The organism is Mycobacterium sp. SVM_VP21 (assembly GCA_024758765.1).
In the GTDB taxonomy this organism is placed as follows: Bacteria; Actinomycetota; Actinomycetes; order Mycobacteriales; family Mycobacteriaceae; genus Mycobacterium; species Mycobacterium heraklionense_C.
In genome coordinates this window covers 3,512,747-3,539,490 of sequence record CP101406.1, presented here as the reverse complement: position 1 = coordinate 3,539,490, position 26,744 = coordinate 3,512,747, and the positions used below count along the sequence as shown (strand labels likewise).

The following is a 26,744-nucleotide window of genomic DNA, read 5'->3' as shown; positions in this document are numbered from 1 at the left end:
CCCTACCGACCCTCGCCCGCGGGCGCCATCAGATCGATCGAGGTGGCGAACTTCCCGACGAACGGCCGGGGGTAGCCACCGATTCCGATGCCGGACATCCACTCCGCGGCGGTGTCCGGGTGGTTGATCCATCGCTGCGCATTTGCCGCACTGTCGATTTCCAGCAGTGCCATCACCTCATGCCCGTCGTCGACTGCTTGATACACCCACACTTTGCGCACTCCCGCATCGGCGAACCGGTCCAATCCGGCGTGCACCTTGGTCATCAGGTTCGCGGGGTCGGCGACGGTGGCAACCGCGCCGACGATCACCTCCGAACCGTCCGGTTCGTGCGGCGGTCCCAGCTTCCGCTCTCCTCCGTCGAGCCTCGCTGAACCGCCCGGCTCATCGCCGGGTTGGGCCAGGTTGATCTTTTCGGTGACCTCGCCGGCGAAGATCGCGGGCAGATCGTTGACCCCGGAGCGGTCGAACCATTCGAAGACCGCGGGGGAGCGCAAGAGCTCCTTGACCGAGATCCGGTGCCGCAGGCCAATGGTGACCAGGACCCGGTCCGGCTCGAACTCTGAGGTGTAGAGCACCGCATGGCGAGCGCCCAGGTCGACGAGCGGGGAATGGTCCTGCTGAATCAGCGACCACGTCCGGCCCACGTCGTCGACCCGGTAGTCCAGCGCCAGTACCAGCGAATGCGGATCGTTGCGGTGAGACATGCCGCTGCCCGAAATGCCGACACGATTGCCGGGCGAAACCAGTCTCATATTAGTAGAGTCTAACCTAAGTAAGGCGCACCTAGCACGGGTCCGGTGATGTACGGCGACCACACACTCGCCCGACGACCCCATTGCGGTGCGGCGATTTGACGCGCCGAGACGCGGGTAAACACCCCACTGCGGGCAGCGGCCTGCACTAGATTGAATGTGGCGCGTTACGGCGATGATTCAAGCCCCGTCCGTCGCGGCCGGCATGCGAGGTTCTTCACATCAGAGGAGAGATCATGCAAGGCGACCCCGAGGTTCTCAAACTGCTCAACGAGCAGCTGACCAGTGAGCTCACCGCGATCAACCAGTACTTTCTGCACGCGAAGATGCAGGACAACTGGGGTTTCACCGAACTGGCCGGCCACACCCGCGAAGAGTCGATGGAGGAGATGCGCCACGCCGAGACGGTCACCGACCGCATCCTGGTACTCGGCGGCCTACCGAACTACCAGCGGATCGGGTCACTGCGTATTGGACAGACCCTGCGCGAACAGTTCGAGAGCGATCTGGCGCTGGAAATCGACGTACTCAACCGGTTGCGGCCCGGGGTTGTCATGTGCCGCGAGAAGCAGGACAGCACCACCGCCCAGATTCTGGAAACCATCCTCGCCGATGAGGAATCCCACATCGACCACCTGGAAACCCAACTGGAGTTGATGGACAAGCTCGGTGAGGCGCTGTACTCGGCGCAGTGCGTCTCCCGCCCGCCGTCGTGATCGCGTTGATCTAGCGTCCACCGCCGACCGGAAGGCGAGTATGACCGTGTCGACGCCGGTCGCCGACGATGTGCGACCCGCGCCGGTCAGTCCGCACCGCCGTAACCTGATCTTCACCGCGATCGTGTTCGGGATGCTGATGGCTGCCCTCGACCAGACGATCGTGGCGACCGCCCTGCCGACGATCGTCTCGGACCTGGGCAATGCGGGGCATCAGTCGTGGGTGGTGACCAGCTACCTGCTGACGTCCACGATCGCCACCATCTTGGCGGGCAAACTCGGCGACCTGTTCGGCCGCAAGCGGGTGTTCCAGGCCGCGGTGTTGTGCTTCGTCGCCGGATCGGTGCTGTGCGGGTTGTCGGGCTCGATGGGGATGCTGGTCGCCGCGCGGGCGCTGCAGGGCATTGGCGGGGGCGCCGTCACCGTTACGGCCGCGGCACTTATCGGCGAAGTCATTCCGCTGCGGGATCGGGGCCGCTATCAGGGCATGCTGGGCGCGGTTTTCGGGGTCACCACGGTCATCGGCCCGCTGCTGGGCGGCTACGTCACCGACTACCTCACCTGGCGCTGGGCGTTCTGGGTCAATCTGCCGATCTCGGTGGTCGTGTTGATCGTGGCCGGCGTCGCGATCCCTGCCTTGGCAGGCCGCACCAAACCCGCTATCGACTACGCCGGAATCGTGTTGATCGGCTTGGGTGCCACTGGATTAACGCTGGCCACCAGCTGGGGCGGCAGCCGCTACCCCTGGGGTTCCGCGGCGATCATCGGACTGTTCGGCGGGTCGGTGGTGGCACTGGCGCTGTTCGTCTGGGTGGAGAACCGGGCCGCGGCGCCCATCCTGCCGACCCGGCTGTTCGCCGACCCGGTTTTCACGGTCTGCTGTGTGCTGGCGTTCGTCGTCGGCTTCGCGATGCTGGGCGCGCTCACCTTCCTGCCCACCTTCATGCAGTACGTCGACGGTGTCTCGGCGATCACCTCGGGCCTGCGCACCCTGCCGATGGTGGTGGGGATGTTGCTGACCTCCACCGGCAGCGGGGCCCTGGTGGGCCGGACCGGCCGTTACAAGGTCTTTCCGGTGGTCGGCACCGCGCTGATGACGATCGCGTTCGCGCTGATGTCGCAGATGAATGCCGCAACGCCGGCGCTGCTGCAGTCGGTCTACCTGCTGATCCTGGGAGCCGGTATCGGGTTGTCGATGCAGGTGCTGGTGCTCGTCGTGCAGAACACCTCGAGCTTCGCCGACCTCGGCGTCGCCACCTCCGGGGTCACGTTCTTCCGGACCATTGGCAGCTCGTTCGGTGCAGCCGTGTTCGGGTCGCTGTTCGTGAACTTTCTGGGCCACCGGCTCGAACCGGCGCTGAGCGGCGCCGGTCTAGCCGCCGGTGCGGCCGACTCACCCGAGGCCGTGCGCCGCCTGTCGCCGCAGCAGGCGGAGCCGATTGTGGCGGCCTATGCCGACTCACTCGGACATGTGTTCTTGTGTGCCGCGCCGGTCGCGCTGCTCGGATTCGTGCTGGCACTGTTTCTGCGCGAGGTCCCGCTCAAGGTGCTCCGCGACAGCGCGGTCGACCTGGGCGACGGGTTCGGCATGCCCACCAACGCGTCGTCGGACGATCTGCTGGAGAACGCTATCGGGCGACTGTTGCACAACGAACCCGGGATGCGGCTGCGCTCCATCGCACTGCGACCGGACTGCCGGCTCGACGTCGCCGGGCTGTGGACGGTGCTGCGGATCTACCGGTACACGCAGGTGTTTCGGACCGCGCGGCTCAGTGACATCGGTAAGCGCCTACGGGTGCCCTACGAGATCCTCGAACCCACCGTCGATCAGCTGGTGGCTGAAGGCTATGTGCTGCGCGAGGGCGACCACCTCGGTCTCACCCGTGCCGGTCTGCGCCAGGTCGGGTTCGTGTCCTCGCTGGTACAGGACTGGGTGGTCGACAAACTGGCCCGTTCGCCGGGGTTCGAGGGTCACCCGGATCGCGCCGAGGTTTCAGCCGCGCTACAGCGGATCGCTCGCCGGGCCATCATCGATCCCGACGATGCGGGGGAGTCGGCGGAGTTCAGCAGCGCTGCTCACGGTTGACCGCTAGCATCGCTAAGTATGAGCCGAATCGGGACATTCGCCGCAGACGACGTGATGGGCTGGATGGTCAAATCGCCTGACCTGGCAGCGGGAATCGGCGGATTCAGTACGGCGGTCTACAACAAAGGCCGGCTGCCGATGCGCACCCGGGAGCTGGCCCGGATGGTGATCGCCTTCGACAACGAATGCACGGTGTGCGTCAACACCCGTGACGCCGACGGCCCGGCGGCCGGGGTCGACGAGGAGCTCTACGAGCACGCGTCGGAATGGCGCACCTGGCCGGGCTACAGCCCGCAGGAGCGGCTCGCCGCCGAGTTCGCCCATCGCTTCGCCACTGACCACACCGGCCTGCGCGACGACGAGGACTTCTGGTCGCGCTGCGCGGAGCATCTCAGTGACGAACTGCTGGCCGACCTCGCGCTGTCGTGTGCACTCTGGCTCGGTATGGGGCGGCTGTTGCGCACCCTGGACATCGGACAGGCCTGCGCGCTGACCCTGCCCAGCAGGGCTTGATCCCGACTCAGATAAGGCCGGTGGCGTCGAAGATCCACGACATGTCGGCCTCGGCAAAGTCTTCCAGCCAGGTCGGCGGCGCATGGGCCGTCAGGCCGGCCATGTCCCAATAGTCTTTCCAGAGGGTGATCTTTCCGTCGACCACCTTGTGCACCGTCACGAAGCGCAGCAGCGCGGTCTCCCCGGTGGCCCAGTTCCACGTTTCAGAGTGCTCGTAGAGCACGTCGGCGCCGTCGGCGACCAGCAGGCCCGGATGGTTCTCGTATCCGGCTAGCGGCTCCAGACCGATCTTGAGGCGCTTGACGATGTCGTGTGGCCCGCGGGCGGCCGCAGTCGGGCCCACCGGCATGTCGACATAGATGCAGTCTTGCGCCAGAAAGGGTTTCACCGCGTCCCAGTCGCGACGCGATAGTGCCTGCCACATCTCGGTGACGATGTGTTTGACGTCAGCCGGCATGCGGATGCCCCTTTCCAGAGAAGCACATGACACGCCGGAATATACGCCGCCGCTGGACAGCTGCCAGAGCGGGGCGGGTGCGGAGTTTAGAGTCTGGGCATGGCTGATCGGCGGACGGCGCGAAGAGTCGGATGGGTGCTGGCGGCGGCCGCTGCGGCGGGGGCCGCCGGTGTCACCCTGCGAAAGTCCGGTTCCGCCGTGCGCGTTCGCCGGAGCAGCCCGTCGCCGCTGAGCCCGGAGTGGACCGCGCCGCCCGCGTGCTATGGCGTCGGGATTCGGCGCAATGTCGCTGTGAAGATGAGCGACGGGGTCGTGCTGCGCGCCAACATCCATTACCCCACCGTCCCCGAGACTGGCGCGCCCGCCGAAGGACCGTTCCCCGTGCTGTTGTCGGTGACCCCCTACGGCAAGTTGGCACCACCGCCGGCGGCGCAGATCGGCGGCGGTCCGTCACCGCACCTGATTCGGCGGGGCTACATCGAGGTGATGGTCGACGTCCGTGGCACCGGGGCCTCCGGTGGCTCGTTCGAGATGTTCGGCGCCGACCAGACCCGCGACGGCGTCGAGCTGGTCACCTGGGCGTCCGCGCTGCCTAACGCCAACGGACGCGTCGGCATGTTCGGCATCTCCTACCTGGCCATCAACCAGCTGTTCACCGCGGCCGCGGTCGGCCCGGACTCTCCGCTCAAGGCAATCTTCCCGGTGATGGCCGCCAACGACTTCTATCGAGATGCCGCCGCCATGGGCGGGGTATCGCATCTGCGGACAGTGCGCGCCTACGGCTCGATCTACACATTGCTCAACGTGATCAACCCGGCGCTGGAGTTCTTCACTCCGGGAAGTCATTCGCGGCCCCGCGCCGGCGGGCTGGCCGCGGTGCGCCAGCGCGGGAAAGACCAGCGCGGCTACTTCGGGCCGCTGATCGCCGAGGCGCGCACCGGTGGTGACGCGGCCTACGACGGGCCGTTCTGGGATGACATGCGACCGGACTTGGTGCTGCCCCAGATCGCCGCCAACAACGTGGCTGTCTTCCTCACCGGTGGCTGGCACGATGCCTTTCAGCGTGGCGCACCGCTGAACTACGCGGCGCTGCAGAACGCCTACACCGGCCGCCCGCCCAATGCGCCGATGCAGCCCGGTCAGCCGTTGACCGACCGCGTCAAACTGATGATGGGGCCGTGGTACCACGTATCGGACTACGACGGTCTGTACCTGTTGGATCTGCAGCTGCGCTGGTTCGACTATTGGCTGAAAGATGATGCGACGGCCGCTATCTCGGGCTCACCGTTCACCTTCCAGGCGATAGGCGACCGCCGCTGGTTCCACACCAGTGCGTACCCGATTCCCGAGGCGACACCGACCCGGCTCTACCTGTCCCACGCCGGCCGGTTGACTGCCGACGCCCAGGAGGAACAAACCCTGGCTGCGTTGCCGTACCGCTCGCACGGTCCGGTATCGGGGCGCAGCCTCGAACAGTGGTCGTTGGGGCTCAACAGTTACGCCACCGCTGCAGCGGGCGGCCGCACCCGTCACGACCAGGACAACCGCCGGGTGCAGCGCGGGGCGCTGACCTATACGACTGAGGCCTTCGACTCGCCGACACTGATCGCCGGACCGATCACGCTGCGCGTGCAGGCGACCGCCGACACCACCGAGACCCTGTGGGTCGCCCACCTCGACGACGTGGCGCCGGAGGGCGTCAATCGGCCGCTGACGCTGGGGGCGCTGCTCGGCTCACACCGCGAGTTGGACCCGGACCGGACCTGGTACCTGCCGGACGGCACTGTGCTGCGCCCGCATCACATCAGCACCCGGTCTGCGATGCGACCGGTGGAGCCGGGGGAGTTGACCGCCTACGACATCGAGATCTTCCCGACCGCGGCGCTCATCGCGCCCGGGCATCGGTTGCGACTGACAGTGACCACCTACGATTTCCCGCACCTGGTTCCAACGGCGGCTACCCGACAGGCGTTGGCGGGTGGGCTTTACCAGGTGCATCAGGGCGGTCCCACCCCGTCATTCCTGCTGCTGCCGTTGGCCGACCCGGACAGCCTGGACTGAGCTGCTAGGGCTGTGCGGGCGCTTCTGCGACGTCGCGGATTCGTTCCAGGGTGCGGCGCATATCGCGAATGTTGTTGCGCTGCCGTAGAAAACCGCCGAATACGTAGTAGTACACGGTGGTCAGGAAGGAATTGGCCAGCTGGAACGATTCGGTGACGTCGGTGCCATCCGCAGTGGGGGTGAGCTCGTAACGCCACCGATTCACCGCACGGTCACCGGCGAGCACCGCGAAGCCGAAGACCCGGTTCGGTTCGCATTCGGTGACCCGGCACGTGGTCCAGTACACCGGCCCGATCCCGTTGCGCCGCACATGCCCGCGGAATCGTGCGCCCACCGCGGGACCCTCAGCACCGTCGAGCCACTGCGCCTCAAAGGTCTCCGGAGAAAACTTCCCGATGTTACGAACGTCGGCCACCAGATCCCAGATCCGCTCGGCCGGGGCCGCCATATGAACTGTCGCCGAACCCTGCATGCTCGCCATCCAATCACGTCGGCGACGCCACGGTAACCCCATCGGCGACAAAGCACTGGGCCCCACCCGGAATCGGATGGGGCCCAGTGGCAAGACCGCTGTGGTCGGTGCAGGCCTAGCTGCCGCCGCCACTGGCGCCCAGGTGGCTCTGCAGGTCCGGCTTCATGGCCTGCAGCTGCTGGCCCCAGTACTCCCAGCTGTGGGTGCCGTAGTCGGGGAAGTTGAAGACCGCGTTGTTGCCACCGGCCGCGATGTAGAGCTCCTGGAACTTCTTGTTCTGGCCGATCATGAAGTTGCCTTCAAGGAACGTCGCGGGGATGTTGTCGCCGCCCAACTCGTTCGGACGACCGTTACCGCAGTAGACCCACAAGCGGGTGTTGTTGGCGACCAGCTTGCCGACGTTGACCGTGGGGTCGTTGCGCAACCACGCTGGGTCGTCGTCCGGGCCCCACATGTCTTCCTTCTTGTAGCCGCCGGCGTCACCCATGGCCAGGCCGATCCAGCTCTTGCCGTCCGAGGGGTTGATGTAACCCGACAGCGAGCCGGCGTAGGTGAACTGGTTGGGGTGGTAGATCGCCAGCGTCAGCGCCGACGCACCGGCCATCGAGAGGCCGACCGCGGCGTTGCGGCTCTGGCTCACGCCGTACTCCGAGGCCAGGTAGGCCGGCAGCTCGCTGGTGAGGAAGGTCTCCCACTTGTAGGTGGAGCAGCCTGCCTTGCCGCAAGCCGGCTTGTACCAGTCGCTGTAGAAGCTGGACTGGCCACCGACCGGCATGATCACCGAGATGCCCGACTGGTAGTACCACTCAAATGCCGGGGTGTTGATGTCCCAGCCGTTGTAGTCGTCCTGGGCCCGCATGCCGTCGAGCAGGTACAGGCCCGGGGAACCCTGACCACCGCTCTGGAACTGGACCTTGATGTCACGGCCCATACCTGCCGATGGCACCTGCAGGTACTCGACCGGCAGACCCGGCCGGGAGAACGCCGATGCGGTCGCCTCGCTACCTGTCAGGCCGATCAGGCCCGGCAGCGCTGCGGCAGCTACCGCGCCGACCAAAAGTCGGCGTGCCCAGCGCAATCCCTTGCTCACGTCTGTCATTCCTGCCCCTTGTCGTCGTGCTGTGGACCGTTCAATCTCTCGATCGCGGCGCCACGCGCGCCACCAGTTCGGCATCGGCCCTTACGTGCAGCAACGGCCGCAATTTGCAAGTTAAGCGGCCGTCTAGGGATCCGACTCGCATATAGCATACCCGATTTTCCCCCCGGACCCGGTTAGGACAAGTGGGACGACACGCGTAGGCTCCCCTCCGGTAAGCCGACAAGACCACACAGTCCTGAGCTGTCGCCGGTCTGTTCCGGCGCCCCGCCGATCCCGTTCACGGGCCCGGTGAAGGCCCTGAGCAGGCGCGGTGACATCGCAGATCAGGACGATTGGGGCGCGCGATTTTGGACACCGTACTGGGGCTGGCGGTCACGCCGTCGACAATCGGCTGGGTCATGGGCGACGCCGGGGGCTCGGACTGCCCGACAGTTATCGGTGACGAGGTAAGTGTCGCCGTCGGCGACGCCGGACCCGACGCGGTAGATCTGTCGGCACAAGCCTCGGCGGTGGCTGACCGGTTGCGCACCATGCTTGCCGCGCGCGGCGAACGACTGCATGGCGTGGGAGTGACCTGGAGCGATGAAGCGGCCGTCGGCGCCGCGCTGCTGCTCGAGTCGCTGGCGGACGCCGGTTTCGAGCACGTGGTCCCGGTGCGCTACAGCCAGGCCGCTATGTCGCTGGCCGCCGGAATCGGCGCACGACACGAACTGGCCGCCGTATGCGTCGTCGAAGCCGAGGTGGCCACCCTGGTCCTGCCCCATCAGCCGGATTCCGCCGAAGCGATCGTCACCGCCTTCCCGATCAACGACCTCGACGATGTCACTGGCTGGCTGAGTGAGACGGTGGCCTGGAGAGGTCAGCGGCCGGAAGTGCTCATGGTGGCCGGATCGGTGCGGGGCATGGACCGACTCGGGCGCCGTTTGGAGTCCAGGCTGTCGATTCCAGTCTTCGTCCAGGGCGGGGCGTTTCAGGCGTTGGCACGAGGCGCGGCCCAGGCCCTGGCCCCGCATGCCGAATTGACTTCGGCGCCGCTCGAGGCACCCGCGGCCGGCGTGCCGGTCAGTAACGCCGGCCGGCGTCGTGTCCGGTCATTGTCGTATGCCGGAGCGCTGTTGATGCTGGCGGCCGGATCGGTGACGTTGGTGGCCTCGGCAGCCGCCGCGTTGAGCTTGCAACTCGGCCCGAGCAGGGTGGAGCCGGATGCGACGCGACCGCAGCGCGCCACGGTGGCGCGCGTCGCCGTGCCCGCCGCACCACCCCCGGCGGCCGCTCCGGCCCTGCCGCCGCAACCCGCCGCCCCCGTGCGCCCGGGCGAGGACCCGGAAGAGGCGCAAGCCGAGCTCGGTTCGCTGTGGGATGCACCGCTGGCCGCCCCGGACCTGCAGGAATTGTCTCCGGATGGCGTCCCCTCGCGGCTAGAACGCGTGCGGGACCACATTTTCGGCTCACCCGGCCGCTGAGTCAGGCCGCGACGGTCCCCGAGAAGGACACCGTCACCTCGTCGGCGACCTGCATGGCACCCATGAGCATCGAATAGCGCCGCACACCGAAGTCGCTGTGGAGCACCCTGCTCTCGCCGCTCAGCTGCCAGGAACCGTCGGGTTGATGTCTGACCCCAAGCTCGACGACATGCGGCTTGCGCCGTCCGTGGATCTCCAGCTCGCCGGTGAGCCGATAGCCGTCGTCGGTCGGTTCGATGTCGCTGGACCCGAACCGGATCAGCCGATGTTTCTTGCTGTCGAGGCATTTGAGCGCATTGCTTCGGATCAGCGTCTTCTCCGGTGCGGTCAGCGGAGTCATCCCGCCGTCGCCCTGCAACACGCGCAGCGAATCGACCTCGACGGCCAGCTCTACTGCGGTCGGCCGGTCGCGGGTCCACGACACGGTTGCTTCCCAGCGTTCCAGCACGATGGTCAGCCGATGGCCCATCTTTGCCGCTCGCCCCGCCACATCGGTGCGGACCAGCAGCTGGCCGTGCGATGCGTCGAGCTGCCATTGCTTTCCGGTCATCCGCGGCACTTTAGCGGGCGGGGAGCGCGGGGTTTCGGTGGATTCGCGCTGACGTGCGACGACCACCCGTTAGGCTCTGACGCGTCGCCGATGGGTGGCCTGGATCGACAGACTGAGGGCGAAGAATGATTCGTGAACTAGCTGCAGCTGCTTTCATCGCGGGAGCCGCGGGTGCAGTCGCTATCAGCGCCGCACCGGATGCCGGTGCCTACCCCGGCGACGTGCCGGGAATGGTTGATGGCCAGCGTCAGGGCGACACCTGCTTCAGCTGGGAGCGCTTCATCTACGGCCACGGCCCCAACGGCCAAGCGCTGGCATGCCACTTCATCGCCAACCAGTTCCCGGCCAAGGACACCGGTTTCTGGCAGATCTCCTACCCGCTCTACGGGGTGCAGGACATCGGTTCGCCGTGCCCGAACCCGCAGTCGGCCGCGCAGTCGCCCGACGGGCTGCCGCTGCTGTGCCTGGGCGCGCGTGGCTGGCAGCCCGGCATCTACACCGGAGGCATCGGTCCCTACTTCCCGCCGGGGATCGCCCAGGTCGGGTAGGCGCACCTGCCGCATCCGCCGGTCAGCATCTGCCCAGACTGGTGCGCTAGCTTCGAGCGGACGATGGCCGCTCACGGTAAGGAGCAGCGCACCATGCAACTGGGGATGATCGGTCTGGGTCGAATGGGCGCCAATCTCGTTCGGCGCATGGTTGACGGCGGTCACGAATGCGTCGTCTACGACCACAACGCCGACGCGGTCAGCGCATTGACCACCGAGCCCAACACCACCGGGGTCTCGTCGTTGAGCGAACTCGCGGCGCAGCTGTCCGTGCCGCGGGCGGTGTGGGTGATGGTGCCCGCCGGTGCCATCACCACGGGGGTCATCGAAGAACTTGCTTGCACACTGGAAGCCGGCGACATCGTGATCGATGGCGGTAACTCGTACTACCGCGACGACATCGCGCACGCAAAGATATTGGCCGACAAAGGTATTCATCTGCTCGATTGCGGCACCAGCGGCGGGGTATGGGGTCGCGAACGGGGTTACTGCCTCATGGTCGGCGGGGATCGGGCAGCGTTCGACCATGTCGAGCCGATCTTCGCGACGGTGGCTCCTGGGGTGGACGCAGCCCCGCGCACCCCGGGACGCGAGGGCGAGATCGCGCAAGCCGAGAAAGGCTATCTGTACTGCGGTCCATCGGGAGCCGGGCACTTCGTGAAGATGGTGCACAACGGCATCGAGTACGGGATGATGGCCTCGATCGCCGAGGGGCTGAACATCCTGCACCACGCCAACATCGGCAAGCAGGACCAACACGGTGATGCCGAAACCGCGCCGTTGAGCAATCCCGAGTTCTATCGGTACGACATCGACATCGAGCAGGTCACCGAGGTCTGGCGGCGGGGCAGCGTAATCGGTTCCTGGCTGCTGGATCTCACCGCCAGCGCGCTGCAGAAGTCGCCGCAGTTGGAGGAATTCGCCGGCCGGGTCTCCGATTCCGGCGAAGGGCGATGGACCGTTATCGCCGCCATCGATGAGGGCGTCCCCGCGCCAGTGCTCACCACCGCGCTGTACGCGCGATTCGCCTCGCGCCAGCTGTTCGAGTTCGGCGCAAAGGTGCTCTCGGCCATGCGCAAGCAGTTCGGCGGGCACGACGAGAAGTCCGGGTGACCGGCCCCGCCTGAACGACGCGGGGCTCTCCGTGTGATCCTGGCCGCTTCCAGCCCTGGCGTGCCAGTATGGGGAATGCCGCGGCGACGGCGGGAAGCTCAGGTACCTGGTGTTCCGGTGATGGCCGGTAGCGACAGGGCGACCGTGCGAGTGATCGCCCTGGGAGTGCTGCTGCTCGCGGCCGGCGCAACGACGCGCGGATACCTACCCGGTGCCGCGCCCGAGCCACGCCGCCCGAGCGCCGCAAGCACCGTGGAACCGATTGTGTTGGCGGCGCTGTTGGCGGTGTCGGGCACGATCATCGCAGTCGCTGTCGTGCACCGGGCACGGCATCAACGTGCGAGGGCCGGCAGCATCGGCCAGTTGTCCCGGACCGCGGGAGCCGGACGAGGACCGGTGTGGCGCGCGGTGCTGATCGTCGCGGCGGCGCTGACGTTGTGGCTGCTGACCGTCCTGATGCTGGCGAAGCTCGGTGCCGGGTTCCGTGTCGAGTTGCCGGCGGACGTGCCCGGGACGGGTGAGGCCCCGCCAAGCACCGCGGGCGCGCCGGCCGCGCCCAGCGGACCGGCCAGTGGTGCGTCCGCCTATCTGCTGGCCGTTGCCACCTTGCTGCTGGCTCTGCTGTCCACAGCGGTCCTCGCCGCACGCGTCCGGCGCCCGCATCCCGCACCACCCGAGGCCATCGTGATTCCGGCGATGGCGGACGAACCGGACGCCGGCGAAAACCTGGTTCGGGCAGCGGAACTCGGCTTGGCCCGGATTGTCGATCCCAGTCGTGAGCCACGGGCGGCGATCATCGCGTGCTACGCGGTGATGGAACGCCACCTGGGCGCCGTTCCCGATGTCGCACCCCGCGCCTTCGACACCCCCACCGAAGTGCTGGCACGAGCCGTCGAACACCACGCCCTGCCCGCGGCCAACGCGACCCGGCTGGTGGAACTGTTCACCGAGGCACGCTTCAGCGCCCACCTGATGACCGAGCGCGATCGCGCTGATGCGATTACCGCCCTGCGGCGGGTTCTCGACGAGTTGCGGAATCCACGATGAAAACGCTCGCGCTGCAAGGTGTTCTGCTGATGATTGGCGTTGAGATTGTGGTGCTGATGACCCAGCAGCGGCAGTTGTTGTTCGGGGCGGCGGGCCTCGCGGTCGCGGTGCCGGTTTTCGGTATTCGACGCCTGCTGGCCACGGGAGGTTCGGGACCACCCGCAGATCCGGCGGCTACCGATGAGCCCGGTGAGGCTTTGCGCCAGTGGCGCTCGGGCACCGAAGCCAGAATCCGCTGGTCGGAATCGACCAGAGCCGACTGGGATCGGCGATGGCGACCGATCCTGGCACGGCGGTTCGAGGTCTCCACCGGTCAGGGCAGGGCGAAGGATCCCGCTGCGTTCGCTGCCACCGGGGCGCTGTTGTTCGGCGACGAGCTATGGCCGTGGGTCGATCCCGGCAACGTCGCGCCCACCGGTGACAGCGGCTGCGGCCCCGGACGTGCTGTGCTGGAAGAGATCCTGTGCCGTCTGGAGCAGCGATGAGCACCGGGTTGTCCGGTGCGGCGGCCACCACCGGGGCACGCTGCACCGCGGTGCTCGACGAGATCGAACGGGCCGTGGTGGGCAAGCGGTCGGCGCTCACCCTGATTCTGACCACGGTGCTCGCCGGCGGGCACGTGCTCATCGAGGACTTGCCGGGCCTGGGCAAGACCTTGATCGCACGGTCGTTCGCCGCCGCGCTCGGACTGGACTTCATCCGCGTGCAGTTCACCCCCGACCTGCTGCCCGCCGACCTGCTCGGCACGACGGTCTACGACATGTCCTCGGGTCGTTTCGAGTTCCGGCGCGGGCCGATCTTCACCAACCTGGTGCTGGCCGACGAGATCAACCGGACGCCGCCCAAGACCCAGGCGGCCCTGCTGGAGGCGATGGCCGAAGGTCAGGTCAGCATCGACGGCAACACGCATCGGTTGCCGTCGCCGTTCATCGTGCTGGCTACCGACAACCCAATCGAGTACGAGGGGACCTATCCGCTGCCGGAGGCGCAACTGGACCGGTTCGCGATCAGGCTGCGCCTGGGTTATCTCTCGGAGCAGGGGGAGGCGGCGATGTTGCGCCGTCGCCTGGACCGCGGTGCCGCCCTACCGACGGTGCGCAAGGTGGTTGACGCCGACGATCTGGTGGCGATGCGTGAAGCGGTGGAACAGGTCAGTGTGCATGACGACGTGCTGCGCTACGTGGTGTCGCTGGCCACCGGAACCCGGCGCCATCCGCAGGTGGCTGTGGGGGCCAGCCCGCGGTCGGAACTCGATCTGGTCCAGCTCGCTCGGGCCCGCGCTCTGCTGCTGGGCCGCGACTACGTGATCCCCGAGGACGTCAAAGCGTTGGCCACGTCGGCGATCGCGCACCGGATCACGCTGCGGCCGGAGATGTGGGTGCGCCGAGTTCAGGGCGCGGATGTGGTGGAGGAGCTGCTGCGCCGGCTGCCGGTGCCGCGAACCCCGGAGGCGACACCGACGTGACCCAAGACCCCGACTTGTTCGCGATGGATGTCGTCATGCATTGGCGGGCATCCCCATTCGCCAAGGCGGTGGCCACCGGTGCTGCGCTGGCCCTGGTGCTGGCCGTGGGTGCATCGCGCTGGCAGCTGATCGCGTTTGCTGCACCGTTGCTCGCCGTCTTGTGCTCGTTGGACAGCCAGCGACCCGTTCCGGGCGTGCGGGTGCATGCCACGCCGTCGGTGCAACGCTGCTTCGAGACCGAGTCGGTCGAATTGGCTGTCGGCGCAACGGTATCGGATGCCGATGTGGTTCGCGTGAGTCTGGCGGTGTCGGCGCATCCGGCGCTCAGTCTCGAGATCACGGGATCCACCGTCTCGGCCGGCAGCCGAATAACGGTCACTGCCATCGCCGGACGCTGGGGCCGGTATCCGATCCGTGCCACCGTGAGCGCCGTGGCCCGGGGTGGTCTGCTGGTCGGGACGGGAACTGTCGACGTCGCCGAGGTCACCGTGTTCCCACTGGCGCCGCCGCAGTCCACACCGGTCCCGCACAGCGACCTGCTCGATCGGGTCGGGACCCACCTGACCCGGCATCCGGGCCGCGGCGTGGAGTACGCCGACATTCGCGCCTACGTTCCCGGCGATCCGCTGCGCTCAGTGAATTGGCCGGTCAGCGCACGACGCGGGAGCCTGCATGTCACTCAGCGCCTGACCGATCGTGGTGCCGACGTAGTGGTGTTGATCGACGCCTACCCGCAGCCTGCCGGCCCGGCGACCGAGGCGACCGAACGGTCGGTACTCGGCGCGGCGCAGGTGGTGCAGACCGCGTTGCGCAATGGCGACCGTGCCGGCATCGTCATTCTCGGCGGCCGCCAGCCGCGGTGGGTCGGTGCGGAGATCGGGCAGCGCCAGTTCTATCGCATTGTCGATGCGGTTCTCGGTGCCGGCGACGGAGTCGAGTCGACCACCGGAACGCTGGCGCCCCGGGCCGCGGTCCCGGCGGGTGCGTTGATCATTGCGTTCTCCACGCTGCTGGATACCGAATTCGCGCTGGCGCTGACCGATCTGCGAAAACGGGGCCACGTGGTGCTCGCGGTCGACGTGCTGGGCGGCTCGCCATTCGAGAACGACCTGGATCCGTTGGTGGCCCGGATCTGGACGCTGCAGCGCAGTGCCATGTATCGCGACATGGCCACCATCGGCGTCGATGTCGCCTCCTGGCCGTACGAGCAGCCGCTGGAACAGGCGATGCGTGTGGTGACGCAGCGGCGCAGACCTGCGGCGGTGCGGTGATGGCGATTTCGCCCGGACTCGACACGCACCTGTCGCCGGCGCTGTCCGGCCTGTGCGGTCTGGCAATGGCCGCGGTCGCCGGTTTGGGCGCCTCGGGTCTAGCAGTGACCGCGGCGCTGCTGGCCGCCGGCGCGGTGCTACTCGGGCTCCGATGGAAAGTGGCGGCGACGACGGCGGTGCTGCTCACGGCCGTCGCCATCGGCCTGGCCGACCCACCCGACGTTTCGGCGGCGGTGGCCGGCCTTGCCGCGGTGGGCTACCTTGCGCTGCGCCACGTCGGCACGGTGACCCTACCGACCGTGGTCTTCGCCCTCGGGTTCACCGTCGCGGGGTTAGTCGCGACGGTGTTCCCATGGCAGCTTCCTTGGCTACCGCTGTTGGCGCCGTTCGCGGTGTTCGGCCTTTACGTCGTTGCCGCACAACCGTTTCTGCGCGCCGAGCGGTAATCGATCAGACGCCCGATGCCTCGTTGAGGGCTTCCAGGGTGCCGGTGGCCTCAAGGTACTCCTGAATCCACCGCTCGATGACGGTCGCGGTCTTCTCTACCTTGGTGAACTGGCCGACGACCTGGCCGACCGGGTTGAACGCGACGTCGACGCTCTCGTTCGGGTACTTGTTCGTGGCACGCACGGCCATTCCGGAGACCATGTACTGCAGCGGCATACCCAGCGGCTTCGGGTTCTCCGGAGCCTCCCAGGCCTCGGTCCAGTCGTTGCGCAGCATCCGGGCCGGCTTGCCGGTGAAGGAGCGGCTGCGCACCGTGTCGCGGCTGCCGGCTTTGATGTATGCCGCGTGCTGGGCTTCGGTGTTCGAGGACTCCTCGACCATCAGCCACTGCGAACCGGTCCACGCGCCCTGTGCCCCCAGTGCGAGGGCCGCGGCGATCTGCTGGCCGCTGCCGATGCCGCCCGCCGCCAGCACCGGTACCGGTGCGACCGCCTTGACGACCTCGGGCCACAGCACGATCGAGCCCACGTCGCCGCAGTGTCCGCCGGCTTCGCCGCCCTGGGCGATGATGATGTCCACGCCGGCTGCGGCGTGCTTTTGGGCCTGCCGCGCGGAGCCGCACAGCGCGGCGACCTTGCGGCCCGCCTCGTGGATGTGCTTGATCATGTCCGCCGGGGGAGTCCCGAGTGCGTTGGCGATCATCGTCACCTTCGGGTGCTGCAGCGCGACCTCGACCTGCGGGGTGGCGGTCGCCTCGGTCCAGCCGAGCAGCTGCAGGCTGTCGGCGTCGGCGCCCTCGACGGGCACACCGTGGTCGGCGAGGAGCTTCTTGCCGAAGTCGAGGTGCTGCTGGGGGACCAGCTTGCGCAGCGATTCGGCGAGTTCCTCGGCGGACTGCCCGGAGTCCATGCCCTCGTACTTGTTCGGGATGACGATGTCCACGCCGTACGGGTGATCGCCGATGTTCTCGTCGATCCACTTCAGCTCGATCTCGAGCTGCTCCGGCGTGAAGCCCACCGCGCCCAGCACCCCGAAACCGCCGGCCTTGCTCACCGCGACGACAACGTCGCGACAGTGGGTAAAGGCGAAGATCGGGAACTCGATGCCGAGTTCGTCGCAGAGGGGAGTGTGCATGACGGACTCCTTCACGGGGCGTGGGATCGAAGTGAAACGTGTTCTAATTAACTACCAGACACGGCATCGTGAGGCCAGTCGGGCCTAGGTGTGCTGGTGAAACCCAACACTACCGGCAATCGTGTCTTAGGGCACCGGGTGACTCAGCGAGTGGAAAAGGCGCGCAGCACCGCCACCCCGAAATCGGCGGCGCGTCGCAACGATCGCCCGTCGGTGCGGTCGCGGCCGGTGATGCGCAGCACCGGCCACCCGTGTTCGGCGGCCAGCGCCGCCAGTCGGGGCCGGGGATTGACCGGCCGGGGACGGCCCACCAGCGCCATCAGCGCGGCATCCTCGTCGCCATCGGCATAGAAGAAGCTCTGGGTCAGGTCGACCCCGTTAGCTGCGCAGAAATCCTGCACGGTGGCCGCCTTCTGCGCGCCCCACACCACGGGTTTGACGATGTCACCGGTGAGGACGCCCCGCTCGTCGAGCTCGAAGCGGTTGCACAGCACCTGCGCGATACCCAGGAACTGGGCCACCGGCTCGGCGTGGATGGTCAGTGCCGAGGAGCTCAGTACGACGGTGTGGCCGCGTTGCTGATGCGCCCGCACGATCTCGTGCATGTGCGGGTAGATCCGGCTGGCGATGTGATCGGCGAACAGTCGTGCGCCGACGGCGTTGAGTTCGCTGATGGTCTCCCCGCGCAGGTAGCCCGCCGCCCGCACCAGCAACCGTTCGAATTGCATACGCCCCAGGCGATACCGCACGGCGGCCTCGACGACGCCGAACACCTCACCCGCGCGGGCCTGGCGCCGGCGGATCCGGTCGCCGGCATGTGCGGTGGCGGTGAACCCAGAGACCAACGTGCCGTCCAAGTCGAAGAACGCCCCGATCCGTGCGCCCGATTCGGTCCGGGCGACGTCGGCGATCGGATCACTCGGTACTGCGGTCATCGCCGTCGATGTTACGTCGGCGCCAGGCGCGTTGGGGGTGGTCGCGCGCCGCGCCGCAGGAGGACGTATCTGGGCAGCTGATAGCGTGTTTGGCCTATGCGAAAAGAGGGTCGGCTTCATGACCAGTGAGACCACCGCGACCGACGCGCGGGAAACTTTGTCAGAAAAGGCAGAGCAGCAGGGCTGGCAGCGTACCCAGCGTGAGCGTGTCGATGTCTACAGCCGCGGGATCTACCAAGTCCACGCGATTTGGCGCGACAGCACCACGCTCAACGGCGGAGCCCACTACGAAGACGGCATCCTGCTGGCCTACACCACCGAACTCGCGAAGATTGCGAGCTGGTTGGCCCGCTGAGGCCGGCTCGGTAACTGCCGCGGCTCCGGTTCGCAACGGTTGCATAAACGCCCCTCGTGTCACACAGGCAACAGTTTTCACACGGCTAACTTCGGTCCCGACCTTGTAATTGTTGGGATTGGGGAGAAAGCCATGTCACGAATCCGTAAGTACCTGACCGTCGCGGCCGGCGCCGCTGCGGGTCTGTTCCTCACTGCGCTGGCGTCCAGCGCCACCGCGAACGCCGACACCGCGCCGATCAACCCGGGGCTGTCCGGCGTGGTCGAGCAGATGGTCGCGTCCTCCACGAGCCTCCCGCAGCAGCTGCTGCAGACCACCTCGTCGGCGCTGAGCGGTACCAGCTTCGCTCCGCCCGCGACACCCGGGCAGGCACCGCTGGCCACCGCGACCTTCAATGTGCCGCCCTCGCCGAGCGCGATGCCCCAGCCGCAGGCCGCGGCCACCGGACTGCCCGGGCTGGGGAACCTTCCGGCCAGCCTGAGCTCGGTGCTGCCGTTCCCGCTGCCGAACTTCGGTGGTTCGGCCCCGGTGGCTGCGGCCCCGACGGCGTTCGCTCCCACCGGCTTCCTGCCGAGCGTTCCGGTTGCGCCGGTTGCTCCGGTGACGCCGATGGAGGTCATGCTGATTCCGGGCTTGCCCTGACGCTGACTGCGTAATCTCGGACCGGTGAGCGCACGCGCAGGAATCGTCGTCACCGGTACCGAGGTACTCACCGGACGTGTGACCGACCGGAACGGACCGTGGTTGGCTGACCGACTCCTCGAACTTGGAGTCGAGTTGGCGCACATCACGATCTGTGGCGACCGGCCCAGGGACATCGAGAGTCAGCTGCGGTTCCTGGCCGCCGAGGGTGTCGACTTGATCATCACCAGCGGCGGCCTGGGGCCGACGGCCGACGACCTGACGGTCGAGACCGTCTCCAGGTTCTGCGGCCGTGACGTCGTGTTGGACGACGAGCTGGAAGCCCGGATCGCCGAGATCATCAAACCGATGATGGCGCGCTACTCCGGTCCGGGCGCTCCGGATTTCGCGACGGTGCGGGCGGCCAACCGCAAACAGGCGATGGTTCCGGCCGGCGCGACAATCCTGGACCCGGTTGGCACCGCGCCCGGAGTCGTGGTGCCCGGCTCGCCGACGGTCGTGGTGCTGCCGGGGCCGCCTCGTGAGCTGCAACCGATGTGGCACAAGGCAATACAGACCGCGGCGGTGCAGGAGGCCTTGGCCGGCCGGACGCACTACGAGCAGCGGATGATCCGGATGTTCGGCTTGCCCGAATCCGGCCTGGCCGACACGCTGCGGCACGCGCAAGATGCCATCGGCGACTTCCACCGGCTGGAGATCACCACCTGCCTGCGTCGCGGTGAACTGGAGATCGTCACGCGCTACGAGCCGGACGCGGCGGGGGCCTACGAGCAATTACTGACATTGCTTCGCGAACGGCATTCTCGAGCGATCTTTTCCGAGGACGGATCACAGATCGACGATCTCGTGGCGGCGGCGCTGTCCGGTCGACAGATCGCGACCGCCGAATCCTGCACCGCAGGCCTGCTTGCCGGCCGGCTGGCGGACCCGCCGGGCGCTTCGAACTACTTGGCCGGCGGAGTGGTGTCCTACTCCAACGAGGCGAAGATCGAATTGCTGGGCGTCGACGCGACATTGATCGCCGAACATGGCGCGGTGTCCGAGCCGGTGGCCGAGGCAATGGCCGCGGGTGCACTTCGCCGATTCGGTGCCGACACCGCGGTGGCGATCACCGGCATCGCCGGGCCTGGCGGCGGAACGCCGGACAAACCGGTGGGCACGGTGTGTTTCTGCGTGGCGCTCGGTGATGGCCGGATGACCACGCGGACCACCCGGCTGCCGGGGGAGCGGGCCGACGTCCGGGAACGCTCGACGACAGTAGCCATGCACCTGCTGTACCGAGCACTGTCAACCGGCTGACTCCTGCCTCCACCGGTGGTATGAACATCACACCGAGGAGTTGCAGGTGTGAACACACAGTGGGCGTGGTTGAGCGGTTCCGGGTATTGGCTGGGACGGCTGCTTCTCGAACGCGGGATCGCGGCTATCTACGTCATCGCCTTTGTCGCGGCCGCACGGCAGTTCCGCGCACTGATCGGCGAACACGGCATGACGCCGGTACCGCAATACCTACGACGGCGCCCGTTTCGACTGACGCCCAGCATCTTTCACCTGCACTACTCGGATCGCTTTTTCGCGTTCGTGTGCTGGCTGGGTGCTGGACTGGCCGCGGCGCTGGCGGTGGGGGCTGGAGAGTTGGTACCGCTGTGGACGGTGATGGCGATCTGGCTGCTGCTGTGGGGGCTGTATCTGTCGATCGTCAACGTTGGCCAGACGTGGTATGCGTTCGGCTGGGAATCGATTCTTCTGGAGACCGGGTTGTTGGCGGTGTTCTTGGGCAACGACCGCGTTGCGCCGCCGGTGCTGGTCATGTGGCTGGCTCGTTGGCTGTTGTTCCGCATCGAGTTCGGTGCGGGGCTGATCAAGTTGCGCGGCGATTCCTGCTGGCGTGACTTGACCTGCCTGTACTACCACCACGAGACCCAGCCGATGCCCGGGCCGTTGAGCTGGTTCTTCCACCACCTGCCCAAACCATTGCACCGAATAGAGGCAGCGGGCAACCATGTCGCCCAACTGGTGGTCCCGTTCGGGCTGTTCGCTCCGCAGCCCATCGCCGGTGTGGCCGCCGGGATCATCATCATCACCCAGTTGTGGCTGGTCGCCTCCGGCAACTTCGCCTGGCTGAACTGGATCACGATCATTTTGGCGGCTGGGGCACTTGACCAATCCTGGTGGACAGGGCGGATTTCGGCGCTGAATCCTCCGGCCCTGCCCGAGTCACCGGTGTGGTTCACCGCGCTGGTGCTGGCGTTCGCCGCAACGGTGCTGGTGCTGAGCTACTGGCCGGTGCGCAACATGGCATCCCGCAATCAGCGAATGAACGCCAGCTTCAACCCACTTCACCTGGCCAACAGCTATGGTGCGTTCGGCGCCGTCGGCCGTTCCCGCCGGGAGCTGGTGATCGAGGGGACCGCGGAGAGCGAGATCACCGACCAGACGGTCTGGCGGGAATACCAGTTCAAGGGAAAACCCGTTGCGGTGAAACGTCTTCCGCGTCAGTGGGCGCCCTACCATCTTCGGCTGGACTGGCTGATGTGGTTCGCCGCGCTCTCGCCGCGGTATGGGCTGTCGTGGCGTGACGCGCTGCTGCAGCGGATACTGCGCAATGACCGCGACACGTTACGACTGTTGCGTTACAACCCGTTTCCGGACACACCGCCGCGCTTCGTGCGGATACTGCTCTACGAGTACCGCTTCACCACCCGGGCCGAGCGGCGACGCGACGGGGCTTGGTGGCATCGCAGCCTGATAGGCGTCTATCTGTCGCCGGTCTCGGTGAGTGGGTCGCCAGCGCCGCCGAGCCCCCGTTAGTGCCGCAGCGGTCACCCAGCTTCGGGCCAATCAGCGATGCGCGGTGGTTGTTTCTCGGGCGGCTCGCCGTCCTTGTCAGGCATTGGGTTGGCCCGAGTGTGGTAGTCGATGACGGCTTCGATGAAGTGAAAGGGATTGGTTCGGGGTTGGCCGCGTTCAAGTTTCGGTGGGGGAATCCACGCGACGCGCCCGTCGTCTCCGAGGGTGGTGGTCCAGCCTTGTTCGGTCGCCATCCGGTTATCGGGTGCACACGCCAACGCGAGGGCGTCGACGTCGGTTTGTCCGTTGTGGGCCCAGTCCTGTTCGAGATGATGCGCCTGGGACAAATACCCCGATACGGTGCAACCGGGTCGCGTGCAGCCGCGATCTCGGGCATGCAGCACGATGCGCTGATCCGCTGAGGCGAGCCGCTTGCTACGTCCAAGCCAGAGCGCCCGGCCCCGGCCGTCGAACACGCTCAAGTAGTGGTAGGCGTGCTCGGCCATCCGCAACAGATCACTCATCGGCAACAGTGACCCTCCGGCAGTGTGGGCCTTGCCGGTGGTGGCGGAGTCGGCCACCGGTGCGTGTCCGGCTGCGGCGTGTAGCTCGGCCAGGGTGGTCGAGATGATGACGGTCACCGGCAGACCGTTGAGTTGGCCGAGGTCCCCGCAGGCGAGCACTGCGCGGCAAGCGGCGAGTAGGGCGTCGTGGGTGCGTTGATCGGGGCGGCGATCATCACGCTGGATCTGCTGCTGGGATGGGGTGCCACTGACACAGGGCTGTTCGTCGGCGGCATTGCACATACCGGGGGCGGCGAGTTTGGCCAGGATCGGCTCCAGGGTGGCTCGCAGCTCCGGGGTGATGCGCCCCGATAGGGAACTCATCCCATCGATGCCCTGCCGGCCGAGTCTCAGCCCGCGCCGTGCCAGGCGTTCCCGGTCGGTGAAATCCCCATCCGGGTCCAGGACGGCCACCAGATGCTCGGCGAGGCGTTGGAAGGTTTCGGGTCCGAATTGGCTTGCCAGCACCGCGAGGTCACGCTCGGCCCGCTGGCGATAGGCAGCGCTGACCGTGGCCGGTATTTTCGCCAACGCCTTGCGGGCGATCACCACATGCTCCGGCCCGATCCGACCCACAGCCTGTGCGGCGGCCAGTTCCGGCGACGCCGGCTCCAAGGGTTCCCCGGTCACCGCGGCGCGCGGACCCAACTCAGCGGCCTCCGCTAATCGACGCCGCGCGCTCGCGCTGCTGATCCGCAACCGCTCGGCCAATGCCTTGGTCAGCGAGCATGCCCCCAAAGCGCCGGGATCGCCCTCGGTGACCAGCCGGGCCAGGATCCGGTGATCGACCACCGGTGCCCGCCACGCCAGCGCTTCTCGGCGGGCCAGCAACGCGACCAACTCCTCGGCATTCAAGGCATCCAGCGAGCACTGTTCAAGCTGGTCGTAGGCGGCCTCGATCGCGTCCAGGCACCCCAGAATGGTGTCCCGATCCGCGATCGCATTCCTACCCATGCATCGAACAATAGTTCGACGGACTGACAGAAAAGCTGGGTGGCCAAAACCTGTGGATAGGATCGTCGTTTGTGGATAACCGTGGCCATTGCCGGAATGTTCTGGGGGTGGCTCGTCCGCGACAGCAAGCGGTCGTAGACGCGGACGGCGTCGACAAACCGCAGGTCATAAACGGTGCCGTCGGGCGATACTGGACAATTCAGGGCATCGGCAATGGCCCACATGGCTTTATCGATCGGGTGCGCATCCGGGCCCGGCTCGGGAATCTCAGGAAGGACCAACCGACCATGAACATCGATATGCGGTTGCATCAATCCCTCCTCACTAGGTGACAGGACGAAAGGAACGCAATGACGCGCATGGCACACACAGGCGGTAGCCAGCGGCGGAAACGCATCCTGTGGAGCAAGGCTCTATTCGCCGTGGCGCCGGCAGCATTGTTCATCGCAGCACCGGCACCGGCCCACGCTGGTGGCGAGTGCACCGCTTTGGGTCCTGGCGCGTATAAGGAGTGCCGGATCAAGATGAACCTGCACTGCGAGAGCCGCCAAGTTTTTTTTAAGGGCATTCCACTCCACATGCACCTACTCCGACGGTGATCGGGATGAATGCGACGAAACCGTTGCGATGTTCGGCGGGGGGACGGACTACTTGGCCTGTACGTATGTCCCGCCCGGCCCGGCGCCGGCACCGGAACCGGGTGCGGCGCCGAACTAAGGAGACGAATCATGTGGAGCAAAGACCTACTCGCCGTGGCGCCGGCAGCGTTGTTTATCGCAGCACCGGCACCGGTCGTTCACGCTGACGAGACGTGCACCGCACTAGCCAACGTGGATACCCTTGATGCGTATAACCAGTGCATGGTCAAGATGAACGTGCGCTGCCAAAGTCGTCGTGGAAATGTTTTTCTGGAAGCCTTCGTGACCTGCAAGTACCCCGACGGTGGCCGGGATGAATGCATCGAGCACTTTGGGGTTCTGGCCGACGGACGGGTTGATGACTTGGCCTGTACGTATTTCCCGCCGGGTGCGCCTTAGAAGAGGTCGTTGCTGCCGAATATGGTGCCGATGGCGTTTCACATGGTCTGGATAGTCCGCACGACTTGCCCCAGGGGGTCTTCCATATCACCGCCGGTGCCGATGGTGATGTCGAATGTTTTGGGTGTCGACTCGTCGTAATACATGCGGACCGCACTGACCTGGTCGGTGTAGAGCAGGCCATCGATCTCGAACATGCAGGGTCTTGGCGGTGCCGCCGCCGTCCTGGGTGAAGTACTCCAGGATTTCCAGGGCGTATCACGCGAGGTAACGAATCCCCTACGCGCGCACCTGGACACGAGGCAAACAGTCCGTTGCCGTTGGCGCGCGCTACCGGGTATCGACCCAGAGCGTGAAGCCCGCCAACACCAGCGCGACCACGGCCAGCAGCGCCATATCGAGGGCACCCAGCCGTGGCGCCGAGGCACCCTCGGCGGCTAGTCGGCGTTCGCGGGCGATCAGAAACAACGGGAACGTGAAGCTGATCGCAGTGAGGAATGCGCCGAGGATGTAGGCCCAGACGAACCGCACGTTGTGCTTGCGGGCTTCGGCGACCATCAGCACCGCCGCCGACAGGAACAGCATCAGAACGTCGGCGGTGATCGAGCGCGACGCCGGCGTCACGGCGGTATCCGGCAGGAAGCGGGAAAGGAAGGCGGACCCGTCATAGGCCAGATTCTGGCTCCAGGTGGCGACCAACGCGGCAACGGCAATCACGGCGTAGACGCCACAACGGACCTTGGCTGCTGTATTCATCCGGTCACGTTAGCGCCCACAAACCCGGGCGTAACGCAGTTTCGCCTCAGAGTTCGAGCAGCACCGTCACCGGACCGTCATTGACCAATTCCACCTGCATATGCGCCCCGAACTGCCCGGTCGCCACCTGCGCGCCCAGCCCGCGCAGCGCCTCGGCGAACTCGACGACCAGAGGTTCGGCCACCGGACCCGGCGCGGCGGCATTCCACGATGGTCGCCGGCCCTTGGCAGTGTCGGCGTAGAGCGTGAACTGGCTGACCACCAGGATCGGCGCACCCACATCAGCTGCCGACTTCTGATCATCCAGAATGCGTAACTGCCAAAGCTTTTCGGCGAGCCGCTGCGCCTTGGCGGAATCGTCGGTGTGGGTCACGCCGACCAGTGCGAGCAGGCCCTGGCCCTCCGGTTCGATCGCGCCGACCGTCTGACCGTCGACCTTGACGCGGGCCGATGAGACACGCTGGACCAGAACTCGCACGGCCTCGATGCTAAGTAGGCTTGCCGTAGTGCCTTCCGGGAGGGGTGAGTCGCGTGTCTGTCTTGGTTGCGTTCTCGGTTACGCCGCTCGGTGTGGGGGAGGGAGTCGGCGAGATCGTCGCGGAGGCGGTCCGGGTCGTTCGGGAGTCGGGACTGCCCAATCGCACCGATTCCATGTTCACCGTGATCGAAAGCGAGAGCTGGGCCGAAGCGATGGCCGTGGTGCAACGGGCAGTGGAAGCGGTAGCGGCCCGCTCACCTCGGGTCAGCACGGTGATCAAGGCCGACTGGCGAGACGGCGCGATCGATGCCATGCACACCAAGGTCGAATCGGTGGAACGGCACCTGGCGGCGCCGCCACCTAATTGACCGGCACGTCGAGGATCGGGCGTCCCACGTCGGCGCCGGGGCCGTTGAAGTGCCACCATTCGCCCGAATACACAGCCAGGCCACCGGTCTTCATCGCCTCACGCAGGGCGGCACGCTCGGCCGCGGCACGGGCGCTGATCCCGTCGGCGAATGCCGTTGCAGCCGGCGAGAAGTCATCGAATCCAGTGCCCATCTCCGACAGCCGCCCATACGCGTCGGCGGTCGTCACGTCGACCGACCGCCCGGTCTCGTGGCTGCGGGCCAGCGAGCCCGGCCGGGCCACCCAATTCGGGTTCGGCACTACCTCGAACATCCGCACCTGCACGTTGTGTGGCCGGTAGCAGTCCCAGAACACCAGAGTCCGGCCCCGGCTGCGCAGCGCGGCGGCCGCCGTGGCCAACCCCGGCGCCATCGACTCGTGCACCAGACACCGAGCATTAGACGGGTAAAGCTGTTCGCCGACGAAGTTGTTCGCGGTGGCATATCGCAGGTCGATGATCGCGTCCGGCACTGCGCTGCGCACGTCGACGAACCCGGCCGCGCGGGCCGGCTCCGACAGTGCTGGCACATCCGATCCTGGCGCGGCGGCTGCGGTGCCGGAGGCTCCGGCGAGCAGCAGCCCAACAACAGTCACCATCCGCAGACTCGGCATCTGCCCATTGTCTCCTG

30 protein-coding genes are annotated in these 26,744 nt (G+C 66.8%); 18 read left to right on the top strand and 12 right to left on the bottom strand.

Annotated features, from left to right (window positions below):
• Positions 1 to 2: 2 nt before the first annotated feature.
• The gene (locus NM962_16585) at positions 3 to 707 is read right to left on the bottom strand and encodes a fatty-acid--CoA ligase (protein ID UVO14783.1); all 705 of its coding nucleotides are present in this window, start codon (positions 705 to 707) and stop codon (positions 3 to 5) included.
• 284 nt (positions 708 to 991) lie between these two features.
• On the opposite strand from NM962_16585, the gene bfr reads away from it, so the two are divergent.
• The 3 genes from bfr to NM962_16570 are packed head-to-tail and all read left to right on the top strand — an operon-like array spanning position 992 to position 4,070.
• On the top strand, positions 992 to 1,471 hold the full coding sequence (bfr, locus tag NM962_16580; protein UVO11557.1) for a bacterioferritin: 480 nt from the start codon (positions 992 to 994) through the stop codon (positions 1,469 to 1,471).
• 40 nt (positions 1,472 to 1,511) lie between these two features.
• Positions 1,512 to 3,557, top strand: a complete 2,046-nt coding sequence (locus NM962_16575) for an MFS transporter (GenBank protein UVO11556.1) — start codon at positions 1,512 to 1,514, stop codon at positions 3,555 to 3,557.
• A gap of 18 nt (positions 3,558 to 3,575) precedes the next feature.
• The gene (locus NM962_16570; GenBank protein UVO11555.1) at positions 3,576 to 4,070 is read left to right on the top strand and encodes a carboxymuconolactone decarboxylase family protein; all 495 of its coding nucleotides are present in this window, start codon (positions 3,576 to 3,578) and stop codon (positions 4,068 to 4,070) included.
• 7 nt (positions 4,071 to 4,077) lie between these two features.
• Here the strand turns inward: NM962_16570 and NM962_16565 are convergent, their stop codons facing one another.
• Positions 4,078 to 4,527 (bottom strand): nuclear transport factor 2 family protein, encoded by a 450-nt coding sequence (locus tag NM962_16565; protein ID UVO11554.1) that lies wholly within the window; start codon positions 4,525 to 4,527, stop codon positions 4,078 to 4,080.
• Between the two features lie 297 nt (positions 4,528 to 4,824).
• Here NM962_16565 and NM962_16560 point away from each other — a divergent pair, with 297 nt between their 5' ends.
• Complete coding sequence (locus tag NM962_16560) at positions 4,825 to 6,588, top strand: CocE/NonD family hydrolase (protein ID UVO14782.1); 1,764 nt, start codon at positions 4,825 to 4,827, stop codon at positions 6,586 to 6,588.
• Between the two features lie 4 nt (positions 6,589 to 6,592).
• Here the strand turns inward: NM962_16560 and NM962_16555 are convergent, their stop codons facing one another.
• Together NM962_16555 and NM962_16550 are read right to left on the bottom strand one after the other, a co-directional pair.
• A complete protein-coding gene (locus tag NM962_16555; GenBank protein UVO11553.1) occupies positions 6,593 to 7,069 on the bottom strand; it encodes an SRPBCC family protein in 477 nt (158 codons plus the stop codon).
• A gap of 106 nt (positions 7,070 to 7,175) precedes the next feature.
• Positions 7,176 to 8,159, bottom strand: coding sequence for an esterase family protein (locus NM962_16550; protein ID UVO11552.1), 984 nt, complete (start codon positions 8,157 to 8,159; stop codon positions 7,176 to 7,178).
• 347 nt (positions 8,160 to 8,506) lie between these two features.
• On the opposite strand from NM962_16550, the gene NM962_16545 reads away from it, so the two are divergent.
• The gene (locus NM962_16545) at positions 8,507 to 9,622 is read left to right on the top strand and encodes a hypothetical protein (protein UVO11551.1); all 1,116 of its coding nucleotides are present in this window, start codon (positions 8,507 to 8,509) and stop codon (positions 9,620 to 9,622) included.
• A gap of 1 nt (position 9,623) precedes the next feature.
• On the opposite strand, the gene NM962_16540 is transcribed toward NM962_16545, so the two are convergent.
• Positions 9,624 to 10,172: a YceI family protein gene (locus tag NM962_16540; protein ID UVO11550.1), complete on the bottom strand. Its 549-nt coding sequence runs from the start codon at positions 10,170 to 10,172 to the stop codon at positions 9,624 to 9,626.
• Between the two features lie 125 nt (positions 10,173 to 10,297).
• Between NM962_16540 and NM962_16535 the strand changes: the two genes are divergently transcribed.
• The 7 genes from NM962_16535 to NM962_16505 all read left to right on the top strand — a co-directional run bounded on the left by NM962_16535 (position 10,298) and on the right by NM962_16505 (position 16,062).
• Positions 10,298 to 10,720, top strand: a complete 423-nt coding sequence (locus NM962_16535; GenBank protein UVO11549.1) for a hypothetical protein — start codon at positions 10,298 to 10,300, stop codon at positions 10,718 to 10,720.
• A gap of 93 nt (positions 10,721 to 10,813) precedes the next feature.
• A complete protein-coding gene (gene gnd, locus NM962_16530) occupies positions 10,814 to 11,833 on the top strand; it encodes a decarboxylating 6-phosphogluconate dehydrogenase (protein UVO14781.1) in 1,020 nt (339 codons plus the stop codon).
• Positions 11,834 to 11,953: 120 nt separating this feature from the next.
• On the top strand, positions 11,954 to 12,880 hold the full coding sequence (locus tag NM962_16525; GenBank protein UVO11548.1) for a DUF4129 domain-containing protein: 927 nt from the start codon (positions 11,954 to 11,956) through the stop codon (positions 12,878 to 12,880).
• A complete protein-coding gene (locus NM962_16520) occupies positions 12,877 to 13,365 on the top strand; it encodes a hypothetical protein (GenBank protein UVO11547.1) in 489 nt (162 codons plus the stop codon). Before NM962_16525 ends, NM962_16520 begins: the two co-directional genes overlap by 4 nt.
• An 8-nt stretch (positions 13,366 to 13,373) precedes the next feature.
• Positions 13,374 to 14,345, top strand: a complete 972-nt coding sequence (locus NM962_16515) for a MoxR family ATPase (GenBank protein ID UVO14780.1) — start codon at positions 13,374 to 13,376, stop codon at positions 14,343 to 14,345.
• A gap of 23 nt (positions 14,346 to 14,368) precedes the next feature.
• On the top strand, positions 14,369 to 15,616 hold the full coding sequence (locus NM962_16510) for a DUF58 domain-containing protein (GenBank protein UVO14779.1): 1,248 nt from the start codon (positions 14,369 to 14,371) through the stop codon (positions 15,614 to 15,616).
• Positions 15,616 to 16,062 carry a hypothetical protein gene (locus NM962_16505; protein UVO11546.1) on the top strand — a complete coding sequence of 149 codons (447 nt, stop codon included), beginning with the start codon at positions 15,616 to 15,618 and terminating at the stop codon, positions 16,060 to 16,062. Before NM962_16510 ends, NM962_16505 begins: the two co-directional genes overlap by 1 nt.
• A 4-nt stretch (positions 16,063 to 16,066) precedes the next feature.
• Here the strand turns inward: NM962_16505 and NM962_16500 are convergent, their stop codons facing one another.
• Both NM962_16500 and NM962_16495 read right to left on the bottom strand, forming a co-directional pair.
• Positions 16,067 to 17,197: a nitronate monooxygenase family protein gene (locus NM962_16500; GenBank protein ID UVO11545.1), complete on the bottom strand. Its 1,131-nt coding sequence runs from the start codon at positions 17,195 to 17,197 to the stop codon at positions 16,067 to 16,069.
• Positions 17,198 to 17,340: 143 nt separating this feature from the next.
• On the bottom strand, positions 17,341 to 18,132 hold the full coding sequence (locus tag NM962_16495) for an HAD-IB family hydrolase (protein UVO11544.1): 792 nt from the start codon (positions 18,130 to 18,132) through the stop codon (positions 17,341 to 17,343).
• A gap of 118 nt (positions 18,133 to 18,250) precedes the next feature.
• Here NM962_16495 and NM962_16490 point away from each other — a divergent pair, with 118 nt between their 5' ends.
• From NM962_16490 to NM962_16475, 4 genes are all read left to right on the top strand, one after another.
• On the top strand, positions 18,251 to 18,487 hold the full coding sequence (locus NM962_16490) for a hypothetical protein (protein ID UVO11543.1): 237 nt from the start codon (positions 18,251 to 18,253) through the stop codon (positions 18,485 to 18,487).
• Positions 18,488 to 18,619: 132 nt separating this feature from the next.
• Entirely contained in the window at positions 18,620 to 19,129 is a 510-nt protein-coding gene (locus tag NM962_16485; GenBank protein ID UVO11542.1) for a hypothetical protein, read from the top strand.
• A gap of 24 nt (positions 19,130 to 19,153) precedes the next feature.
• Positions 19,154 to 20,428: a competence/damage-inducible protein A gene (locus NM962_16480; GenBank protein ID UVO11541.1), complete on the top strand. Its 1,275-nt coding sequence runs from the start codon at positions 19,154 to 19,156 to the stop codon at positions 20,426 to 20,428.
• A gap of 48 nt (positions 20,429 to 20,476) precedes the next feature.
• Complete coding sequence (locus tag NM962_16475) at positions 20,477 to 21,940, top strand: lipase maturation factor family protein (protein ID UVO11540.1); 1,464 nt, start codon at positions 20,477 to 20,479, stop codon at positions 21,938 to 21,940.
• Between the two features lie 11 nt (positions 21,941 to 21,951).
• Here NM962_16475 and NM962_16470 read toward each other — a convergent pair whose 3' ends face one another.
• Positions 21,952 to 23,436, bottom strand: coding sequence for an HNH endonuclease (locus NM962_16470; GenBank protein ID UVO11539.1), 1,485 nt, complete (start codon positions 23,434 to 23,436; stop codon positions 21,952 to 21,954).
• Positions 23,437 to 24,164: 728 nt separating this feature from the next.
• On the opposite strand from NM962_16470, the gene NM962_16465 reads away from it, so the two are divergent.
• The gene (locus NM962_16465) at positions 24,165 to 24,473 is read left to right on the top strand and encodes a hypothetical protein (protein ID UVO11538.1); all 309 of its coding nucleotides are present in this window, start codon (positions 24,165 to 24,167) and stop codon (positions 24,471 to 24,473) included.
• 38 nt (positions 24,474 to 24,511) lie between these two features.
• On the opposite strand, the gene NM962_16460 is transcribed toward NM962_16465, so the two are convergent.
• The 3 genes from NM962_16460 to dtd form a co-directional block, all read right to left on the bottom strand.
• Positions 24,512 to 24,670, bottom strand: a complete 159-nt coding sequence (locus tag NM962_16460; GenBank protein UVO11537.1) for a hypothetical protein — start codon at positions 24,668 to 24,670, stop codon at positions 24,512 to 24,514.
• Positions 24,671 to 24,803: 133 nt separating this feature from the next.
• Complete coding sequence (locus NM962_16455) at positions 24,804 to 25,229, bottom strand: DUF2834 domain-containing protein (protein UVO11536.1); 426 nt, start codon at positions 25,227 to 25,229, stop codon at positions 24,804 to 24,806.
• Between the two features lie 46 nt (positions 25,230 to 25,275).
• Positions 25,276 to 25,707, bottom strand: coding sequence for a D-aminoacyl-tRNA deacylase (dtd, locus tag NM962_16450; GenBank protein UVO11535.1), 432 nt, complete (start codon positions 25,705 to 25,707; stop codon positions 25,276 to 25,278).
• Between the two features lie 53 nt (positions 25,708 to 25,760).
• On the opposite strand from dtd, the gene NM962_16445 reads away from it, so the two are divergent.
• Positions 25,761 to 26,075, top strand: coding sequence for an MTH1187 family thiamine-binding protein (locus NM962_16445; protein UVO11534.1), 315 nt, complete (start codon positions 25,761 to 25,763; stop codon positions 26,073 to 26,075).
• On the opposite strand, the gene NM962_16440 is transcribed toward NM962_16445, so the two are convergent.
• On the bottom strand, positions 26,068 to 26,727 hold the full coding sequence (locus tag NM962_16440; GenBank protein UVO11533.1) for a D-alanyl-D-alanine dipeptidase: 660 nt from the start codon (positions 26,725 to 26,727) through the stop codon (positions 26,068 to 26,070). The genes NM962_16445 and NM962_16440 overlap by 8 nt on opposite strands.
• Between the last annotated feature and the right edge of the window lie 17 nt (positions 26,728 to 26,744).

Coding starts and splice junctions, on each gene's coding strand:
- NM962_16585 (UVO14783.1), bottom strand. CDS start 707: ATGTCTCACCGCAACGATCCGCATTCGCTGGTACTGGCGCTGGACTAC.
- bfr (UVO11557.1), top strand. CDS start 992: ATGCAAGGCGACCCCGAGGTTCTCAAACTGCTCAACGAGCAGCTGACC.
- NM962_16575 (UVO11556.1), top strand. CDS start 1,512: ATGACCGTGTCGACGCCGGTCGCCGACGATGTGCGACCCGCGCCGGTC.
- NM962_16570 (UVO11555.1), top strand. CDS start 3,576: ATGAGCCGAATCGGGACATTCGCCGCAGACGACGTGATGGGCTGGATG.
- NM962_16565 (UVO11554.1), bottom strand. CDS start 4,527: ATGCCGGCTGACGTCAAACACATCGTCACCGAGATGTGGCAGGCACTA.
- NM962_16560 (UVO14782.1), top strand. CDS start 4,825: ATGAGCGACGGGGTCGTGCTGCGCGCCAACATCCATTACCCCACCGTC.
- NM962_16555 (UVO11553.1), bottom strand. CDS start 7,069: ATGGCGAGCATGCAGGGTTCGGCGACAGTTCATATGGCGGCCCCGGCC.
- NM962_16550 (UVO11552.1), bottom strand. CDS start 8,159: ATGACAGACGTGAGCAAGGGATTGCGCTGGGCACGCCGACTTTTGGTC.
- NM962_16540 (UVO11550.1), bottom strand. CDS start 10,172: ATGACCGGAAAGCAATGGCAGCTCGACGCATCGCACGGCCAGCTGCTG.
- NM962_16535 (UVO11549.1), top strand. CDS start 10,298: ATGATTCGTGAACTAGCTGCAGCTGCTTTCATCGCGGGAGCCGCGGGT.
- gnd (UVO14781.1), top strand. CDS start 10,814: ATGCAACTGGGGATGATCGGTCTGGGTCGAATGGGCGCCAATCTCGTT.
- NM962_16525 (UVO11548.1), top strand. CDS start 11,954: ATGGCCGGTAGCGACAGGGCGACCGTGCGAGTGATCGCCCTGGGAGTG.
- NM962_16520 (UVO11547.1), top strand. CDS start 12,877: ATGAAAACGCTCGCGCTGCAAGGTGTTCTGCTGATGATTGGCGTTGAG.
- NM962_16510 (UVO14779.1), top strand. CDS start 14,369: ATGGATGTCGTCATGCATTGGCGGGCATCCCCATTCGCCAAGGCGGTG.
- NM962_16505 (UVO11546.1), top strand. CDS start 15,616: ATGGCGATTTCGCCCGGACTCGACACGCACCTGTCGCCGGCGCTGTCC.
- NM962_16500 (UVO11545.1), bottom strand. CDS start 17,197: ATGCACACTCCCCTCTGCGACGAACTCGGCATCGAGTTCCCGATCTTC.
- NM962_16495 (UVO11544.1), bottom strand. CDS start 18,132: ATGACCGCAGTACCGAGTGATCCGATCGCCGACGTCGCCCGGACCGAA.
- NM962_16490 (UVO11543.1), top strand. CDS start 18,251: ATGACCAGTGAGACCACCGCGACCGACGCGCGGGAAACTTTGTCAGAA.
- NM962_16485 (UVO11542.1), top strand. CDS start 18,620: ATGTCACGAATCCGTAAGTACCTGACCGTCGCGGCCGGCGCCGCTGCG.
- NM962_16470 (UVO11539.1), bottom strand. CDS start 23,436: ATGGGTAGGAATGCGATCGCGGATCGGGACACCATTCTGGGGTGCCTG.
- NM962_16465 (UVO11538.1), top strand. CDS start 24,165: ATGTGGAGCAAAGACCTACTCGCCGTGGCGCCGGCAGCGTTGTTTATC.
- NM962_16460 (UVO11537.1), bottom strand. CDS start 24,670: ATGTTCGAGATCGATGGCCTGCTCTACACCGACCAGGTCAGTGCGGTC.
- NM962_16455 (UVO11536.1), bottom strand. CDS start 25,229: ATGAATACAGCAGCCAAGGTCCGTTGTGGCGTCTACGCCGTGATTGCC.
- NM962_16440 (UVO11533.1), bottom strand. CDS start 26,727: ATGCCGAGTCTGCGGATGGTGACTGTTGTTGGGCTGCTGCTCGCCGGA.